General features: G+C 72.2%; 17 protein-coding genes. 9 read left to right on the forward strand and 8 right to left on the reverse strand.

The window, feature by feature from the left end; genetic code table 11:
* Positions 1-37 precede the first annotated feature (37 nt).
* From BA062_RS16995 to BA062_RS17005, 3 genes are read right to left on the reverse strand one after another with little or no spacing between them, the layout of a single operon-like run.
* Positions 38-763: a GntR family transcriptional regulator gene (locus tag BA062_RS16995; RefSeq protein ID WP_110337767.1), complete on the reverse strand. Its 726-nt coding sequence runs from the start codon at positions 761-763 to the stop codon at positions 38-40.
* Positions 764-765: 2 nt separating this feature from the next.
* A complete protein-coding gene (locus BA062_RS17000; protein WP_110337769.1) occupies positions 766-1,488 on the reverse strand; it encodes a maleate cis-trans isomerase family protein in 723 nt (240 codons plus the stop codon).
* 44 nt (positions 1,489-1,532) lie between these two features.
* Positions 1,533-2,282: a maleate cis-trans isomerase family protein gene (locus tag BA062_RS17005; RefSeq protein ID WP_110337771.1), complete on the reverse strand. Its 750-nt coding sequence runs from the start codon at positions 2,280-2,282 to the stop codon at positions 1,533-1,535.
* Positions 2,283-2,438: 156 nt separating this feature from the next.
* On the opposite strand from BA062_RS17005, the gene BA062_RS17010 reads away from it, so the two are divergent.
* Together BA062_RS17010 and BA062_RS17015 are read left to right on the forward strand one after the other, a co-directional pair.
* Positions 2,439-3,356 (forward strand): D-2-hydroxyacid dehydrogenase, encoded by a 918-nt coding sequence (locus BA062_RS17010; protein ID WP_110338309.1) that lies wholly within the window; start codon positions 2,439-2,441, stop codon positions 3,354-3,356.
* 66 nt (positions 3,357-3,422) lie between these two features.
* Positions 3,423-4,832 carry an amidase gene (locus BA062_RS17015; protein WP_110337773.1) on the forward strand — a complete coding sequence of 470 codons (1,410 nt, stop codon included), beginning with the start codon at positions 3,423-3,425 and terminating at the stop codon, positions 4,830-4,832.
* Positions 4,833-5,063: 231 nt separating this feature from the next.
* Here the strand turns inward: BA062_RS17015 and BA062_RS17020 are convergent, their stop codons facing one another.
* Complete coding sequence (locus BA062_RS17020; RefSeq protein ID WP_110338311.1) at positions 5,064-6,431, reverse strand: WS/DGAT/MGAT family O-acyltransferase; 1,368 nt, start codon at positions 6,429-6,431, stop codon at positions 5,064-5,066.
* 75 nt (positions 6,432-6,506) lie between these two features.
* Between BA062_RS17020 and BA062_RS17025 the strand changes: the two genes are divergently transcribed.
* From BA062_RS17025 to BA062_RS17035, 3 genes are read left to right on the forward strand one after another with little or no spacing between them, the layout of a single operon-like run.
* The gene (locus tag BA062_RS17025) at positions 6,507-7,508 is read left to right on the forward strand and encodes a glutathione S-transferase family protein (RefSeq protein ID WP_110337775.1); all 1,002 of its coding nucleotides are present in this window, start codon (positions 6,507-6,509) and stop codon (positions 7,506-7,508) included.
* A 22-nt stretch (positions 7,509-7,530) separates the two neighbouring features.
* On the forward strand, positions 7,531-9,162 hold the full coding sequence (locus tag BA062_RS17030) for a thiamine pyrophosphate-binding protein (protein ID WP_110337777.1): 1,632 nt from the start codon (positions 7,531-7,533) through the stop codon (positions 9,160-9,162).
* A 25-nt stretch (positions 9,163-9,187) separates the two neighbouring features.
* Positions 9,188-9,592 (forward strand): CoA-binding protein, encoded by a 405-nt coding sequence (locus BA062_RS17035; protein ID WP_110337779.1) that lies wholly within the window; start codon positions 9,188-9,190, stop codon positions 9,590-9,592.
* Here BA062_RS17035 and BA062_RS17040 read toward each other — a convergent pair whose 3' ends face one another.
* Positions 9,593-9,970: a nitroreductase family deazaflavin-dependent oxidoreductase gene (locus tag BA062_RS17040; protein WP_110338313.1), complete on the reverse strand. Its 378-nt coding sequence runs from the start codon at positions 9,968-9,970 to the stop codon at positions 9,593-9,595.
* Between the two features lie 48 nt (positions 9,971-10,018).
* Here BA062_RS17040 and BA062_RS17045 point away from each other — a divergent pair, with 48 nt between their 5' ends.
* From BA062_RS17045 to BA062_RS17055, 3 genes are all read left to right on the forward strand, one after another.
* The gene (locus BA062_RS17045) at positions 10,019-11,236 is read left to right on the forward strand and encodes an MFS transporter (protein WP_245959863.1); all 1,218 of its coding nucleotides are present in this window, start codon (positions 10,019-10,021) and stop codon (positions 11,234-11,236) included.
* 99 nt (positions 11,237-11,335) lie between these two features.
* Positions 11,336-12,457, forward strand: a complete 1,122-nt coding sequence (locus BA062_RS17050) for an MFS transporter (RefSeq protein ID WP_245959864.1) — start codon at positions 11,336-11,338, stop codon at positions 12,455-12,457.
* A 9-nt stretch (positions 12,458-12,466) separates the two neighbouring features.
* Complete coding sequence (locus tag BA062_RS17055) at positions 12,467-13,834, forward strand: FAD-binding oxidoreductase (RefSeq protein ID WP_110337783.1); 1,368 nt, start codon at positions 12,467-12,469, stop codon at positions 13,832-13,834.
* Between the two features lie 159 nt (positions 13,835-13,993).
* Here the strand turns inward: BA062_RS17055 and BA062_RS17060 are convergent, their stop codons facing one another.
* Positions 13,994-14,686 (reverse strand): B3/B4 domain-containing protein, encoded by a 693-nt coding sequence (locus BA062_RS17060; RefSeq protein WP_110337785.1) that lies wholly within the window; start codon positions 14,684-14,686, stop codon positions 13,994-13,996.
* Positions 14,687-14,696: 10 nt separating this feature from the next.
* The gene (locus BA062_RS17065; RefSeq protein ID WP_110337787.1) at positions 14,697-15,308 is read right to left on the reverse strand and encodes a LysE family translocator; all 612 of its coding nucleotides are present in this window, start codon (positions 15,306-15,308) and stop codon (positions 14,697-14,699) included.
* Between the two features lie 28 nt (positions 15,309-15,336).
* On the opposite strand from BA062_RS17065, the gene pdxR reads away from it, so the two are divergent.
* On the forward strand, positions 15,337-16,809 hold the full coding sequence (gene pdxR / locus BA062_RS17070) for a MocR-like pyridoxine biosynthesis transcription factor PdxR (protein WP_210406907.1): 1,473 nt from the start codon (positions 15,337-15,339) through the stop codon (positions 16,807-16,809).
* Here the strand turns inward: pdxR and BA062_RS17075 are convergent.
* Complete coding sequence (locus BA062_RS17075; protein ID WP_245959865.1) at positions 16,806-17,393, reverse strand: GNAT family N-acetyltransferase; 588 nt, start codon at positions 17,391-17,393, stop codon at positions 16,806-16,808. The genes pdxR and BA062_RS17075 overlap by 4 nt on opposite strands.
* Between the last annotated feature and the right edge of the window lie 9 nt (positions 17,394-17,402).

Consider the following 17,402-nt stretch of genomic DNA (forward strand, 5'->3'; position numbering starts at 1 on the left):
GCAGTGAAGGTGGCCTTCACTGCGGTCGGTGTGTCGCTCAGGCCAGGTCGACGCCGTCGCGCGTCAGGTCCGGCGCGGGGCCCGAGTGCAGGCTCGTGCCAGGGGCCAGGCGCTGCACCGCGTCGTCCATGTGCGCTTCGAGCAGCGCCAGCATCGACTGCTCGTCGCCCGAGCGCAGGGCCTCGATGATCTTGTTGTGCTCGGTGACGCGCTCGTCAACGCCCTGGTAGTTCTTGCTGTAGGTGCTCTGCAGCGCGGACAGGCACATGCGCGTCTCGATGAGCAGTGTCCGCGCCATCCTGGCCAGGCGCCTGCTGCCCGACGCCTCGATCAGCGCCTCGTGGAAGCGCAGGTCCGCCTCGGTGAGCGCGGTGGGGTCGTCCTGCTCGTCGGCGTGGGCCATGGCCTCGACGGCCTCGTCGAGGATCCCGGCCACGCGTTCCCGGTCGCCCGAGCGCACCACGCGCGTCGCCGCGGCCCGCTCGACCGCGGAGCGCGCGGAGTAGATGTCGTAGACGTCGCCCGGTTCGAGGTCGATCACGAACAGGCCCCGGTGCCGTTCGCTGCGCAGCAGGCCCTCGGACACCAGCCGTTGCATGGCCTCGCGCAGGGGCCCGCGCGAGACCTGGAACCGTGCGGCCAGCTCGGTCTCGCCGAGTTGCGCGCCGGGCGGCAGCGAACCGGTCATGATCGCGTCCCTGAGCTGGCGCGCGATGATGGCCGCGGTGGATTCCCGGTTGACCGGTTCGATGTCCGCCAGCATGCTCACGCGCCCTTCGTCCGGAACAGGGTGCCGAGGCCGGGGGCCTCGCGGGTCGCGCCGGTCAGGCGCAGGCCCTCCCACACGGTGACCTGGTTGGCCGTCAGCACGGGCTTGCCGATGCGCTCCTCGATCATGTCGATCAGCGCGAGCGTGCGCATCGCGGTGTCGGGCACGAGCAGCGCGTCGGCGTCCGGGTGGTCGCGGCTGACGATCAGCTCGACGACCTGCTCAGGGGCCAGCTCGCCCACCTCGGCCGCCGTGTCGATGTCGGCGGCCGACATGGAGAGGACCTCGATGCCGCCCCGGCCGAGGAACTCCACGAACAGCTTCGCGACGTCGTCGGGGTAGCTCGCGGCGACGGCGACACTGCGCAGGCTCAGCGCGTTCGCCGCCCGCACGAAGGCGAACGACGTGCTCGACGCGGGCAGCCCGCCCGCGGCGGCCGAGAGCTTGGCGACCTGCTCCTCGGCGCCGTCCCAGCCGTAGACGAAGCTGCCGCTCGTGCACGCCCACACCACGGCCGACGGCTCGTACTTGGCGAGCAGCGCGGCGCCCTCGGCGAGCCGGGCCGGGGAGCCCAGGTCGAGCAGCTCGGCGACGGCGTGCAGGTCGGTGCCGTAGATGTGCTCGACGGGCAGCCTCGCACCGTCACCGAGCATGCGCTCGGCGAGCGGGTAGTCGTCCTCCGCCGCGTGGTCCGGGTAGATGAAGCCGACCGTGGGCACTGGTGCACCTCCTCGCAGATTGTCGACAATCCTACTAGAACGGGTCAAGATACCTCACGCAGCCACTTGCCCGGCCCGACGATGGGCAGTCCCATGCGCTTGAGGCACGCCCACATCGTCAGCTGGTTGGCCGTGAGCACCGGCTTGCCGAGCCGCTCCTCGAGCGGCTCGATCACGTCGTAGGTAGGCAGGTTGGTGCAGCTGACGAAGATGGCCTCGGCTGCGCTGTGGTCGGCGGCGAGAATGCGCTCGGCGATGGTGCGGTAGCTGACCTTCCAGATGCCGCCGCCGAGTCCGAGGTGGTCGCTCGACATCGTCTTCACGCCGAGCTCGTCGAGGAACTCGTGCAGCTTGCCGGTGAGGTCCGCGTCGTAGGGCGTGAGCACCGAGACGCGGGAGAGGTTCAGCTGCTGCAGCACCTCCGCGAGCGCGCCCGAGGTCGTCACCGCCGTGGGGGCACCGGCGTCGCAGATCACCTTGCGCAGCGTCTTCTCCGCGTCCACCCCACTGACGAAGCTGCCCGACGTGCACAGGTATGCCACGACCTCCGGCTCCACATGCAACACGTCACGCGTGGCGGCCGCGAGGTGGTGCGCGTTGCTGACCAGGTGGGCCATCTCCATGCTCACCGGCACGGGTTCGTACGGAGTCCTGGCGAGGTGCAGCGAGACCTCCATCGGCACCCACCGCCAGAGCTCGCGTTCCAGCGCGAGATCGAACGGCGCGATCACGCCGATTCCCCGCTGGGCCAACGGCCCTTCGAAGGCGGGGAAGTCCAGGGCTGCGAAATCCAAGGCTCCGACCTCCGACGGCTTTCTTTGCAGGAGTGTGCCTCCGGGGTGACTCCTCGGATTGTTGACAATCATACGACCGGCTCTTACCGTGTCAACGTGAGTGGCACGGAATCACCGGTGCTCGCGGTGCTCTGCGGGGACAAGCACCCCCCGGACATGGAGCCCATCGAGCAAGTGGCGGCAGTTCGTTACACCGATGCCGACGGCCTTGCCGATGCCCTGCGAGACGCCGACGCGTTGTTCGTCTACGACTTTCTCTCCACGGCGGTACCCGGCGCCTGGCATGCCGCAAACCGTTTGCGCTGGTTGCACATCGCGAGCGCGGGCGTCGACCCCGTGATGTTCCCCGCGCTGCGCGAGAGCGACGTGGTACTGACCAATTCGCGGGGTGTGTTCGACAACTCCATCGCGGAGTACGTCCTCGGGCAGATCCTTGCGTTCGCAAAGGATTTCGCCAGATCGATCAAGCTCCAGCGCGAGCGGACGTGGCGGCACCGGGAGAGCGAGCGCATCGAGGGCCGCTCGGTGCTCGTGGTCGGCACCGGGCCGATCGGACGGTCGATCGCGCGGCTGCTGCGCGCCGTGGGCATGCACGTCGCGGGCGCGGGTCGCACGGCGCGTGACGGCGACCCCGACTTCGGGACCGTGCACGCCTCGGCGCGGCTGAACGAGCACCTCCCGGAGTTCGATTACGTCGTGGCGGTCGCGCCGCTGACCGAACAGACAAAAGGGATGTTCGACGCGGCCGCCTTCGCCGCGATGAAGCCGGGTGCCCGCTTCGTCAACGTCGGCAGGGGCGAGCTCGTGGTCACCGGCGACCTCGTGGAGGCACTGCGCGCCGAGCGGATCGCGGGCGCGGCACTCGACGTCTTCGACACCGAGCCGCTGCCCCCCGACAATCCGCTGTGGACGATGGAGAACGTGCACATCTCGCCGCACATGTCGGGCGACTTCGTCGGCTGGCGCAACGCGCTGGTCGAGGTCTTCGCCGACAACTTCCGGCGATGGCGCGCCGGGCAGCCCCTGGTCAACGTGGTCGACAAGGGTTTGGGCTACGTTCCGTCAGGTGGTTGACGGGCGAGGCGGCCTGCCTCGCCGGTGACGCCGCACGCCGAGCCGCTACCAGCACCGAGGAGAGACATGCCGAGCACCGGAACCCTGCTGACCGCGAGCGAACTGGTCGCGGCCTACTCGTCGGGGGAACTGTCTCCGGTGGAGGCGACCAAGGCCTCGCTCGACGTGATCGAGCAGCACGACAAGGAGCTCAACGCCTTCACGCTCGTCGACCCCGAGGTGGCGCTCGACCAGGCACGGGCTTCGGAGGAGCGCTGGCGGGAGGGCAATCCGATCGGCTGGCTCGACGGCGTGCCCGCCTCGATCAAGGACATGTTCCTGACCCAGGGCTGGCCGACCTTGCGCGGCTCGGTGTGCATCGACCGCGACCAGCCGTGGGAGGTGGACAGCCCGGTGACCGCGCGCATGCGGGAGAACGGGCTCGTGCTGCTCGGCAAGACCACCACCCCCGAGCTGGGCTGGAAGGGCGTCACCGACAACCCGCTCGACGGCATCACCCGCAACCCGTGGAACCCCGCGCTCACGCCCGGTGGCTCCAGCGGCGGCAGCGCGGTCGCGGTCGCGACGGGCATGAGCGAGCTGTCCGTGGGCACCGACGGCGGCGGCTCCGTGCGCATTCCCGCGTCGTTCTGCGGCATCGTCGGGTTCAAGCCCACGGCGGGCCGCGTCCCGCTGTTTCCCGCGAGCCCGTTCGGCGCGCTCGCCCACGCCGGCCCGATGGCGCGCTCGGTGGACGACGTCGCGCTGCTGCTCGACGTGCTGGCCACGACGGACCACCGCGACCCGAGCGCGCTGGCGCCGCCGATCGGCACCTACCGCGAGGCCGTGCGCCGCGACGTCCGAGGGCTGCGGGCCGCGTTCTCGCCCGCGCTCGGCTACATCGACGTGGACCCCGAGGTGGCGCAGGCGGTCGTGTCGACGGTCGCGGCGCTGACCGAGGCGGGGCTGTCGGTGGAGGAGGCCGACCCCGGCTTCGCCGACCCCGTCGAGGCGTTCGACGTGCTGTGGTCCACGGGCGCGGCGAAATGGCTCGACTCGTTCCCCGCCGGTTCGGAGGAGCGGATCGACCAGGGCCTGCGCAGGGTGTGGGAACAGGGGCGCACCTACTCGGCGAGCGACTACCTCGACGCGCAGGCCACGCGCGCGGCGCTCGGCATCCACATGGGCGAGTTCCACCTGCGCTACGACGTGCTGATCACGCCGACGATGCCGATCCAGCCGTTCGAGGCCGGCCACGACGTGCCGCCCGGCAGCGGGCTCGAGAGCTGGCCACAGTGGACGCGGTTCACATACCCGTTCAACATGACCCAGCAGCCCGCGATCACGGTGCCGGCCGGGTTCACGTCGCAGGGGCTGCCGGTGGGCCTGCAGATCGTCGGCCCTCGCCACTCCGACGACCTCGTGCTCGCGGTGGCGAAGCTGGTCGAGGAGATCCGTCCCTGGGCCACCGACCGCCCCGCGGGCTCCCCGCGTTGATCGTCCCCCAAGGCCACCTTAGGTGCGTTGAACGCAACAAAGGTGGCCTTGGGGAGCGTCAACCGGGCGCGAGTGGGGGCATCGCGGCGCCGCCGAGTGCCAGTTGGCGAGGAAGCCGGTTGTCGCCCTGTGCGCGCTTTCCGCGGGGAGAGGTGGGTCCCGACCGCAGTGAAGGCCACCTTCACTGCGTTGAACGCAGGCAAGGTGGCCTTCACTGCGGCTGGGCGAGGGCTACCGGGCCGCGTACTCCAGCTCCGCCAGTGCGGTGTCCAGGTGCAGCAGGAGCCGCTGGAGGTGGGGCACGCTGCGGCGGCAACCGGTGATGCCGAAGTCGAGGTTGTCGCCGTTGTTGGTCAGCGTGATGTTGAGCGCCTGCCCGTCGAGCAGCACCGACGCCGGGTAGATGCCGTCGAGCGTCGCCCCGTTCCAGTACATCTGCTTGCGCGGGCCCGGCACGTTCGAGATCACGATGTTGAACGGCGGGCGCGTGTGGTTGGCGTACCCGGGCAGCGGTGAGGCGCCGAGCGGAGCGATGTTGAGCGCCGACAGCAGCAGGATCTGCAACGGCGTCAGCTCCTTGAACAGGCGCTTGCCGTCGGCCATCGAGCGGGAGATCACGGCGAGCCGCTCCGCCGGATCGGACCGGTCGGTGCCGAGGTTGCACAGCAGCGCTCCGATCTGGTTGCCGGATGCCTCGCCCGCGTCGGCACGGCTGCGCAGCGACACCGGCACCATCGCGGTCAGCGGCGCGTCCGGAAGCGCGCGCTGCTCGATGAGGTAGTCACGCAGCGCCCCCGCGCACATCGCGAGCACCACGTCGTTGCGCGACACCCCGGCCGCCGTCGCCACCTTGCGCACGCGCTCCAGCGGCCACGACTGCGCGGCGAACCGGCGCGCACCACCGATCGCGACGTTGAACATCGTCCTCGGCGCCTGCAACGGCAGGGTCAGCGTGTGCTCGCGGAACGCCTCGGTCGCCACCTTCGCCGTCATCCTCGGCACGCCGGCGAGCTGTTTCGCCGTGCTGCCCGCTCCGCGCAGCAGCGCGAGCGCGTCGGGCCTGCCGCGCCTCGGCTGGGCAGGCCCCCGCGAACCCCACGGTGGCGGCCCGTCCATCGCCAGCGGATCGTCGCTCAGGGTGCTCTGCAGCTGGCGCAGGGCCGAGACGCCGTCCATCAGCGCGTGGTGGATCTTGCTGTACAACGCGAACCGGCCGTCGTTGAGGCCCTCGACGAGGTGCACCTCCCAGAGCGGCCGGTGCCGGTCGAGCAGCGTGCTGTGCCAGCGCGACGTCAGCTCCAGCAGCTCCCTGATCCGCCCCGGCTGGGGCAGGGCCGAATGCCGGAAGTGGTAGTCGAGATCGAGCTCCGAGTCCTCGGCCCACGCGAGGTAGCCCCTGGTGTTGACGGGGCGGGCAGGCCGGCGCCGGAACAGGCTGCGCACGCCGGAGTTCTCCAGCAGACTCTCGCGGAGTGATTTCAGGTAATCCGGCCCCGCGCCGTCGGGTTTGGTGAACAGCTGGAGCCCGCCCACGTGCATGGGGTGTTCCCTGGTCTCGATGAACAGGAACATCGAGTCCGTCACTGGCATCATCGGCATGACGTCCACCCTCGCGTCGCTCGGCCGGCGTTCGATGTGCGCCGTGTGGCGAGTCTACGTACTAGGGTCACTGGCATGACCATTCCGACCGATCCCGAAACCGGCGAGTTTCATCGGGCCCCCAACAGGTTCGCCGAGCGGATCACGGCGGACGGTCGCGACGGCTGGCCCGTCGAACCCGGCCGCTACCGGCTCGTGGTCAGCAGGGCGTGCCCGTGGGCGAGCCGGGCGCTCGTGGTGCGGCGGCTGCTCGGGCTGGAGTCCGTGCTGTCGGTCGCCGTGGCCGACCCGATCCAGGACGAGCGGAGCTGGCGGTTCACGCTCGACCCCGGTGGCGTCGATCCCGCGCTGGGTATCCGTTTTCTGCACGAGGCGTACGCGAAGGCCGACCCGGACTACGACGGCGGCATCAGCGTGCCCGCGATCGTCGACGTGCCCAGCGGCAGGCTCGTCACCAACGACTACCCGCAGATCACCCTGGACCTCTCGACCGAGTGGACCGCCCACCACCGCGAGGGCGCGCCCCAGCTGTACCCGGAAGCGCTGCGCGAGGAGATCGACGAGGTCAACCGCGGCGTGTACGCGGACGTCAACGCGGCCGTGTACGAGGCGGGGTTCGCGTCGAAGCAGCCGGCCTACGAGGACGCCTACGACCGGCTCTTCGCCCGCCTCGACGCGCTGTCGAAGCGGCTGGAAAGCCAGCGCTACCTCGTGGGCGACACCATCACCGAGGCCGACATCCGGTTGTTCACCACGCTCGTCCGCTTCGACGCGGTGTACCACGGGCACTTCAAGTGCAACCGGAACAAGCTGACCGAGCTGCCCGTGCTGTGGGCGTACGCGCGCGACCTCTTCCAGACCCCGGGGTTCGGCGACACCGTCGACTTCGACCACATCAAGCGGCACTACTACCAGGTGCACGAGCAGATCAACCCGGCGCGCATCGTGCCGAAAGGTCCGGACCTTTCACTGTGGGCGACGCCGCACGGCCGCGAGGCGCTCGGCGGCAGGCCGTTCGGCGACGGTACGCCTCCCGGGCCGCCGCCTGCCGAGGAGTCCCTGCCGCCACAGTGGTGAACGCTGCTCGTATCCTCGCGTCGTGGGTCGGACCGGAGCGCAGCATCTCGTCTCTGCACTGGGCGAGCTCGGGGTCGACGTCGCGTTCGGCCTGCCCGGAGTGCACAACCTGCCCATCTGGGAGGCACTGTCCTCGGCGGGTATCCGGATCATCGGGGTCCGCCACGAGCAGGCGGCCGGGTTCGCCGCCGACGGCTACGCCCGCGCCACCGGCAGGCTCGGCGTCGCCGTGGTCACCACCGGCCCGGGGGCGGCCAACACCCTCGGCGCCGTGGGCGAGGCGATGGCGTCGGCGTCGCCGGTGCTGGTGCTCGCCACCGACATTCCCTCCACCCTGCGCAGGCCAGGTATCACGCGCGGTGTGCTGCACGAGACCAGTGACCAGCAGGCGATGTTCGCACCCGTCACCAAGGCGGGCTTCACCGTCGAGCATCCCGACGACCTCGCGGGCACGGTGCGGCGCGCCGCGAGGCTCGCGCTGCGGCCGCAGAGCGGTCCCGTGTACGTCGGGATTCCCACGGACTTCCTCACCGCGGAGTGCTTGGACCGCAACGATTCCGAGCCCACCGAGCTGCTCCACACCCTCGACGTCGAGGACCTCGACCGGGCCCGCGAGGTGCTCGCCGCCGCCGAACGCCCGCTGATCTGGGCGGGCGGGGGCGCGCTGCGCTCGGGTGCGGGCGAGGCCGTCGGCAGGCTCGCCGAGACGCTCGCGGCGCCGATCATCACCACGTTCGCCGCCCGCGGTATCGTGCCGCCCGACCACCCGTGCCGTGCGTCCAACCCCGTGCACACACCGGAGGTCGGTGCGCTGTGGGACGAGGCCGACGTCGTGCTCGCCGTCGGCACCGACTTCGACGGGCTCATGACCCAGAACTGGCGGATGCCGCAGCCGCCGAGGCTCATCGCCGTCAATGTCGACCCCGCCGACGCCGCGAAGAACTACCCGCCGGACCTGCTGCTGCTCGGCGACGCGCGGCAGGTGGTGGAGCGCCTGCTCACCGGGCTCGCCGCTCGGCCGGGCCTCGACGGGCTCTCGCGCAGGCTCGACGAGATCGAGGTGCGCGTGCGGCGCCGGGTCCGCAAAGAGGAGCCCCAGGCGGCGGAATTCCTTGCCGCGCTGGGGGAAACGCTGCCCGACGACTCGGTGCTCGTGTCGGACATGTGCGTGGCCGGCTACTGGGTCGGCGGCTTCTACCGGATCGCGGCGCCGCGCAAGCTCGCCTACCCGATGGGCTGGGGCACGCTCGGGTTCGGCTTCCCCGCCTCGCTCGGCGTCGCCGCCGCCGCGCAGGGCCGGGCGGTGTGCATCACGGGTGACGGCGGGTTCCTCTACGGCGTCGGCGAACTGGCCACGGCGGTGCAGGAGAACCTGCCGATCACGGTGGTCGTCGTCGACGACGGCGGCTACGGGATGCTCCGCTACGACCAGACGAGGGCCGGGCTGCCGCACCGGGGTGTCGACCTCGTCACACCGGACTTCGTCGGGCTGGCCAAGTCGTTCGGCGTCTACGCCGACCGGGTGGACGGCTTCGGCAGGGCGTTTCGCAGGCTGCTGCGGGAGTTCACGCGAGCCGACGAGCCGAACGTGCTGGTGGTGAGCGCGGAGCTGAGCCCGCCGCTCAACACCTCGCCCCGGTGGTACCGCAAGTAGGCGCGGCCCGACGCACAATGGCGGTATGGACGACACCGCCGCACGCATTCTCCGGGACTCGAAGACGATCGCCGTGGTGGGCCTGAGCCGCCATCCGGCCAAGGCCGCCCACTCGGTGCCCGCCGCCATGCAGGCCGCCGGGTTCCGCGTGCTCCCGGTGAACCCGACCGCCGACGTGCTGCTCGGCGAGCGCGTCTACCGTTCGCTCTCCGACATTCCGGACGAGGTCGACGTCGTGAACGTGTTCCGGCCCTCGCCCGAGGCCGCCGGGGTCGCGCGCGAGGCCGTGCGGATCGGCGCGAAGGCGCTGTGGTTGCAGCAGGACATCGTGTCGCCGGAAGCCCGGGCGATCGCCGAGGAGGCCGGGCTGGCCTACGTCGAGGACCAGTGCATGGCCGTGGTCCGCGCCATCAACGGCATCCGCAAGTAGCTACTCCTCGGCGAGGTACAGCAGATCGTTCACGCTCAGCAGGCCGAGGAACGCGCTGACCGGCCGGGGAAGCGCGCCGCGGGTCTCATCGTGCACGAGCCGCGGCCGCACGAGGCGCACCGTGCGGCCGCGGGTCTCCAGCTCGCAGCCGCCCTCGGCGAGGACGTTGCGCACCCAGTCGGTGTCAGGGCCGTAGGTGAGCGCGATGACGTAGCCGCCCTTGATCGGGAACACGTTCAGCGGCGTGCGGTACGTTCTGCCGGACTTGCGTCCCCGGTGCACGAGGATGCCGAACCACGGCAGCCGTCCCGCGCCCACGCTCGCGACACGGTTGGTGACGACGCGGTTGAAGCGGGCGAGTCCCCTCGGTAGTGGCATGGCCCGCAGTCTGCCGTAACCGGGCCCCTCGCGTGTGAGGATGCGGGGGTGCATCTGCTGGAGCGGCGCGCGGCCCGGCGCCGGAGCCTCGGGTTCTGGCTGGTGGCGACCGCGCTGTTCCTGCTCATGTTCGCCGCCAGCGCGCCCTCGCCGCTCTACGTCGTGTACCAGGGGCTGTGGGGGTTCAGCCCGGCCACGCTCACCGCGGTGTTCGCCGTCTACGTGCTCGCGTTGCTGGCCATGCTCGTGTCGGCGGGCGGGCTGTCCGACTTCGTCGGCCGCAGGCCCGTGCTCGCGGCGGCCATCGCGGTCGAGGCGGTGAGCATGCTGCTGTTCCTGCTCGCCGACGGCGTCGGCTGGCTCTACGCGGCCCGGATCCTGCAGGGCGTCGGCACGGGGCTGGCGACGGGCGTGATCAGCGCGTCGCTGATCGACCTCGAACGCAGGCCGGGCTTCGGCGCGCTCGTCAACAGCGCGGTGCCCACGGCGGGGCTCGCGGCGGGCGCGCTCGGCACGGGGCTGCTCGTGCAGTACGCACCGGCGCCGACACGCCTGGTGTACGCGCTGCTGCTCGGCGCGTTCGTGCTCACCGGCCTCGCGCTCGCGGTCATGCCGGAGCCGGTGCGCCGCAGGCACGGCGCGCTGCGCTCGCTGCTGCCGGAGCTGGGCGTGCCGAAACCCGCGCGCCTCGCGTTCGTGGTGGTGCTGCCCTCGCTCATGGCCACGTGGTCGCTCGGCGGGCTCTACCTCTCCCTCGGGCGGTCGCTGGTGGTGGAGGTGCTCGGTGTCACCTCGCCCATAGCGGGCGGGCTCGTGATCTTCCTGCTGATGGGCACCGGGTCGGTCGCATCGGTGCTGCTGCGCGGACGGGACTCCCGTACGGCGATCGTCGCGGGCGGGCTGCTGCTGGCGGGTGGCGTCGCGTTGCTGCTGCTGGCGCTCGCGCTGCCCTCGCCCGCGCTGTTCTTCGCGGGCACGGTGGTGAGCGGTTCCGGCTTCGGCGCGTCGTTCCTCGGCGCGTTCCGCACGGCCACTAGCCTCGCCGAGCCCGGCAGCAGGGCCGCGCTCGTCGCGACCCTCTACACGGCGTCGTACCTGTCGTTCAGCCTGCCCTCGCTCGCTGCCGGCCTCGCCGCGACGCATCTCGGCCTGCATCCCTCCGCAACGGGTTATGGGCTGGTGGTGATCGTGCTCGCACTGACGGCCGTGGCCGCGACCGTTCGCTTCGCGCGGAAAACCCGCGACAGGACGGACGAATCCGGCTAATCTCACCGCATGCCGTTCCTTTGACGTAGGACACCGCTTCCCGCCGACGCCCGCCCGTTCGCCCGGCTGATCCGGCTGTGGGCGCTGCTCGCGGACGTCGTGCCCCTGTACCCGCTGTACGCGCTGCTGTTCGCCGACACCGGGCTTTCCGACGCTGAGATCTCCGCGCTGTTCGCGATCTGGTCGGTGGTCGGCATCGTCGTCGAGGTGCCCACGGGCGCGCTCGCCGACCGGTTCTCCCGCAAGAGCGCCCTCGTGGCGGGCGGGGTGCTGCAGGCGGCGGGTTACGCGCTGTGGACGGCGACTCCCGGCTTCGCCGCGTTCGCCGCCGGTTTCGTGCTGTGGGGGCTCGGCGGCTCGCTCGTGTCCGGTTCCGTGGAGGCGCTGCTCTACGACGGCCTGGCCGCGACCGGCGCGCAGGAGCACTTCACGCGGATCTACGGCCAGGTCGGCGCGTTCGAGCTGATCGCGCAGATCCCGGCCGCGGTCGCCGCGACGGTGCTGTTCCCGCTCGGCGGCTACGAGCTCGTCGGCTGGGCCAGCGTCGCCACCTGCCTCATGGCGGCGTTCGTCGCCTCCCGCATCCCCGAGCCGCCGCGCACCGAGTCCGGCGAGGACGACGGCGAGGACAACGGCGAGGAGGAGGGAAGCTACCTCGCGACCCTGCGCACGGGTGTCATGGAGGCGGTGCGCAGCCCCGCCGTGCGCGGGGCCGTCGTGGCCGTGGCCCTGCTGACCTCGCTCGACGGCATCGAGGAGTACTTCCCGCTGCTCGCCCGCGACTGGCACGTGCCGGTCGACGCGATCCCGCTCGCGGTGGTGGCGATCCCGCTCGCCGGTGCCGCGGGCTCGGCGCTCGCGGGCAGGCTCGACCGCCTTCGCCCGTTCTCGCTCGCGCTCGTGCTCCTCGCGGGCGTGGCCCTGTTCGGACTCGCGGGTCTGCTCGGGGTGCCGGCGGGCCTGGTGCTGGTGGGCCTGTTCTACGCGGTGTACCGGGCGGTGCTGGTGGTGGCCAACGCCCGGCTGCAGGAACGCATCGACGGCACCGCCCGCGCCACGGTCACCTCGGTCGCCGGGCTCGGCACGGATCTCGCCGGGCTGCTGCTCTACGCGGCGTGGGCCGCGGCCGGACTGCCCGCGGCGCTCGTGCTCGCGCTCGTGGTGGCCGCCGTGCTGCCGATCGGGCTGCGGCGGCGGTCGGCGGCAGGCACGCGCACGTAGTCTGCGGGCATGCTGATCGACGACCTCAGGCGAGAGCTGCCCGCCGACCGCCTCGTGGAAGACCAGGACGTCGCCTCCGGCTACCTCCACGACGAGGCCGAATGGGCGCCGCACGGCAAGCCCGTCGCGGTGGTGCGGCCGCGCACGGCCGAGGAGATCCAGGCCGTGGTCAGGGCCTGCGTCCGGCACGGTGTCCCGCTCGTGCCGCGTGGCGCGGGCACCGGGCTGTCCGGCGGGGCCAACGCCGTCGACGGCGGCGTGGTGCTCTCCACCGAGCAGCTGTCGGCGATCCGCGAGATCAACCCGCTGGAGCGGCTCGCGGTCGTGGAGCCGGGTGTCGTCAACGACGACCTGCGGGCCGCATGCGCCGAGCACGGCCTGTGGTACCCGCCGGACCCGGCGAGCGCGCCGTGGTCGACCATCGGCGGCAACGTGGCGACCAACGCGGGCGGCCTGTGCTGCGTGAAGTACGGCGTGACCCGCGACTACGTGCTGGGTCTCCAGGTCGTGACGGGCACGGGCGAGCTGGTGCGGCTGGGCAGGCGCACCGCCAAGGGCGTCGCGGGCTACGACCTCGCCGGGCTCATGGTCGGCTCGGAGGGCACGCTCGGCGTGATCACCGAGGTGACCGTGCGGCTGCGCCCGCTGCGCGACCCCGAGCACACGGTCGCCGGGTACTTCTCCTCGGTCGTCGACGCGGGCCGCGCGGTGTCGGCCGTCGCGGCGGCCGGGCTCACGCCCTCGGCGCTGGAGCTGATCGACAGGCACTGCCTCGCCGCGGTGGACCAGTGGAAGAACATGGGCCTCGCCGTGGACGCCGACGTGGTGCTGCTGGGCCGCACCGACGCGCCCGGCGCCGCGGGTGAGCGCGAGGCCGCCGCGATGCTGGAGTGCTTCGAGCAGGCGGGGGCGAGCTGGGCCGCGCGCTCGACCGACCAGGAGGAGGCCGACGCGCTGTTCGCCGCGCGGCGCCTGGCCTACCCCGCGCTGGAACGGCTCGGCCCGGTGCTCACCGAGGACGTGTGCGTGCCGAAGGCGGCCGTGCCCGAGATGCTCGCGCGCATCGAGGCCGCGGCGACCCGCCACGACACGCTCATAGCCAACATCGCGCACGCCGGAGACGGCAACCTGCATCCGCTGCTCATCACCCCGCCCGGCGACGACGACGCACGCGTGCGCGCACAGCGGGCGTTCCACGAGATCATCGCCGACGCGATCGACCTCGGCGGCACGGTGACCGGCGAGCACGGGGTGGGGCTGCTCAAGCGCGACGGCCTCGCCGGGGAGCTGGCGGAGCCCGTGCTGGACCTGCACCGCGCCGTCAAGGCCGCGCTCGACCCGCACGGCATCCTCAACCCCGGCAAGGTGATCCCCTAGGAGTGGGCTGAACGACCCCGCCCGCAGCGAGCGGCGATCAAGACGGTCGCCCCGTAAGGCGGAGGGAAGCCCTCGTACCGGGTCGTCGGGCTTTCCGGCAACGCGGCGAGGCGCCGTCTGGGCGTCGCGCAGGCAGGGCAGCGGTTGTGCAGCGCGCTCCTAGAACTCGAAGCGGGGCTCGCCGGCGGTCAGCAGCGCCGTTTTCGGTGCCACGCCCCAGATCGCGGTCAGCTCACCGGCGAGCGTGGTGACGAGCCGCGCGACGTCCTCGGCCGCGGTCGGGTGCACGGCCTCGGCGACGATCAGCACCGACGTGGTCGAGTCGCGCACCACCGAAAGCCCGCTCTGCCGGTTGGTCCAGCGTCGCGCGTGCGCGTTGCCCTCGGCGTCGGCGAACGTCACCTCCCCCTCGGCCGGGTGCTCGGGCTGCCCGGACAGCGTCAGGTACCGCTCGCCACCCGTGGCGTGCCGGACCTCCAGCCCGCCGCCGATCGCGGCGCGGTCCAGCACCGCGACGGGGATCGCGAAGGCCATCGACACCGCGTTGCACAGGTCCACCAGCGGATGGATCGCGGGCAGCGCGCCCTCCTTGCGGAGGCGGCGCAGCAGCGACTCCGCCGCACAGCGGTACTGCGTCGGCTTGAGGCCCATCCGCGAGAACGTCCGCCGCCACGCCTGGATCTCGGGCAGGCCTGCCTCCGTGCCCGAGGCCAGCCTGCGGGTCGCCACCGCGGTGTGGGCGGCGACGCGGCCTGCCACGTCGGCGTCGGCCCTGATCCCGTCGGCGACGATCGCTCCGGCGGCGAGCTCCGGGTGCCGGGCCCGGATCTGCGGTGAGTGCTGGAAGTACACGCGGTTCTCGCTAGCGGTCGGTGAGGGCGAGGCTGGTGGCGAGCCCGGCGAAGGAGCCGGCGAAGACGCGACGGGTCCACGTCAGTACGCGCGGCCGGGAGATCACCTGGTCGCGCACGGCCGCCGCGCAGAGCCCGTACGCGGCGAACACGAGGAACGTCATCAGCATGAAGATGCCGCTCAGCTCCAGCAGCGTCGGCAGCGACCGCGGGTCGTCCGGGCTGACGAACTGGGGAAGGAACGCGACGAAGAAGATCGTCAGCTTCGGGTTGAGGACGTTGATGAGGACGGCGGAGGTGATCACCTTCGCTGCGGACTCGCGCGGCGCCTGCTCGCGTACCACGAGCGCGCGTTTGTCGCGCAGCGTCGCCACGGCCAGGTACAGCAGGTACGCCACACCGAGGTAGCGCAGCACCTCGAAGGCGAGCGCACTCGTGTGCAGCAGCGCGGCCAGCCCGGTGAGAGTGGCGACGATGTGCGGGACCACCCCGAGGGTGCAGCCGAACGCCGCGACGAGCCCGGCGCGCCCGCCCCGCGAGACGCCTGCGGAGAGCGTGTAGATCGCGCCGGTGCCGGGGATGGCGGCCACGACGAGCGAGTTCAGCAGGAATGCGGCGTTCATGCCTTCACTGTGCTGCCACAATGGTCCGATGAGTAGGGCCAAAGCGAGCCCATCGAAGGGGTCCATAACGTCGCCGGGCTCCGACTTCCTGCAACTCGACATCGCCGACGCGCCACCGGGCGGCAGGGCGGCGTGGCTCGCCGAGCGGCTGCGGCTCGCGATCGCCGACGGCCGTCTGCCCGTGGGCGGCAGGCTGCCCGCGTCGCGCGTGCTCGCGGCGGACCTGCGCGTGTCGAGGGGCGTCGTCACCGAGGCGTACCAGCGGCTCGCCGAGGACGGTCACGTCGCGGGGCGCGGCAGGGCCGGCACCATCGTCGTGTCGGCCCCGGTGGCGGCGGTGCCGTCGGCACCCCCACCGGAGCCGCCGGCGCCGTTCCCGGTGACGCCCGGCGTCGACGTCTTCGACACGCTGCGCGCCGCGCGAGCGCGAATCGACCTGTCGTCGGGAGTGCCCGATCTCGCCGCGTTCCCGCGTTCGGCGTGGCTGCGCGCGGAACGCGCCGTGCTCGGCCGCCTGGTGCCCGCCGACTTCGGCTACGGCGACCCCAGGGGAACGCCCGTGCTGCGGGCCGCCGTCGCGACGTGGCTCGCCCGCAACCGCGGTATCCGCGTCGACCCGCGCGAGGTCGTGATCGTCGCCGGCGTGTCACAGTCACTCGGCCTGCTCGCACAAGTGTTGCGGGACAACGGGATCACCACCGTCGCCGTGGAGGACCCCTGCTCGCTCGGGGTCCGCCAGCACCTGCGGAACTGGCGGCTGGACACGCCGCCGGTGCGGGTCGACGACGCGGGGCTGTGCGTCGACGAGCTGAGCGCGGCGGGCCATCCGGCGGTGCTGCTGACCCCGGCGCACCAGTTCCCGACCGGCGTCGTGCTCGACGGTGTGCGGCGGCGCGCCCTGCGGGGGTGGGCCGAGGCGGGCGGGCTGATCATCGAGGACGACTACGACGCCGAGCACCGCTACGGCCGCCCGCCCGTGCCCGCGCTGCGGGCGACGCTGGCCGAGCACGTCTGCTACGCCGGAAGCGTGTCGAAGCTGCTCGCGCCCGCGTTGCGAATCGGCTGGCTGCTCGTGCCGGCGCGCTACCGCGAGGCGGTGACGGCGGCCAAGCGCGACGCGGACCTCGGCAACGCCGCGCTGCCGCAGCTGGTGCTGGCCGAGCTGATGTCGTCGGGCGCGTTCGAGCGGCAGCTGCGCCTGCTGCGCCGCCGTCATGTCCGCCGCAGGGACGCCATGATCGCGGCGATCGAGCGGCACCTGCCCGGTGCGGTCGTGCACGGTGCGGCGGCCGGGCTGCATCTGATGGTCACCTTCGCCGGGTCGTTCTCCGACGTCGACCTCGCCGCGGCGGCGTTCGCGCGCGGCGTCAAGGTGCAACCGCTGTCGTGGCACAGCCAGCGCGAAGGGCCGCCGGGCCTGGTGCTCGGCTACGCGGCCAGCGCGGTGGGCGACATCGAGGAGGGCATCGCGGCCGTCGGCGCCGCGTTGCGCGCGCTTTAGGGCTTCTTGCTCATGGCCCACGTCCTCGGCCCGTGGTGGGGCAGCTCGATCTCGGCGACCACGTCGAAGCCGAACCTGCGGTAGAGGGCGACGTTGCTCTCCAGCGAGGTCTCCAGGAACGCGGGCACGCCCTCGGCCTCGGCGGCGCGCAGCCCCGGCTCGATCACGGCCCTGCCGAGGCCGCGGCCCTGCTGTCCTGGCCGCACTCCCACGGTGCCGAGGAACCAGCTGGGCGTGGTGGGCCGGTGTGGTGCCAGCGCTGCCTCGGTGGCCGCCGCGATCGCGGCCCGGTCGCCCGCGATGGCGCCGAGCTCGGGAGCCAGCTCGGTGAACACCCGCTCCAGGCCCGTCGAGGCCGGTGTGGTCCAGACCGCGACGGCTGCGGCGTCGTCGCTCACCCACACGCGGCCGTGGGGCAGGCCGATCCGGGCGAGGAACAGCCGCTGCATCCGGGCGAGCCGGCCGAGGTGGTCGTCGGCGGCGATCGTGTGGCGGGTGAACGGGTAGTCGGCGAACGCGTCGCGCAGGGTCTCGGTGGCGGGATCGATGTCGGCGGAGGTCGCCTCGCGGATCAGGGGTTTCATCACCCCCGA

Origin of the sequence: Prauserella flavalba (assembly GCF_003202235.1) — a bacterium.
GTDB classification, from domain to species: Bacteria; Actinomycetota; Actinomycetes; order Mycobacteriales; family Pseudonocardiaceae; genus Prauserella_A; species Prauserella_A flavalba.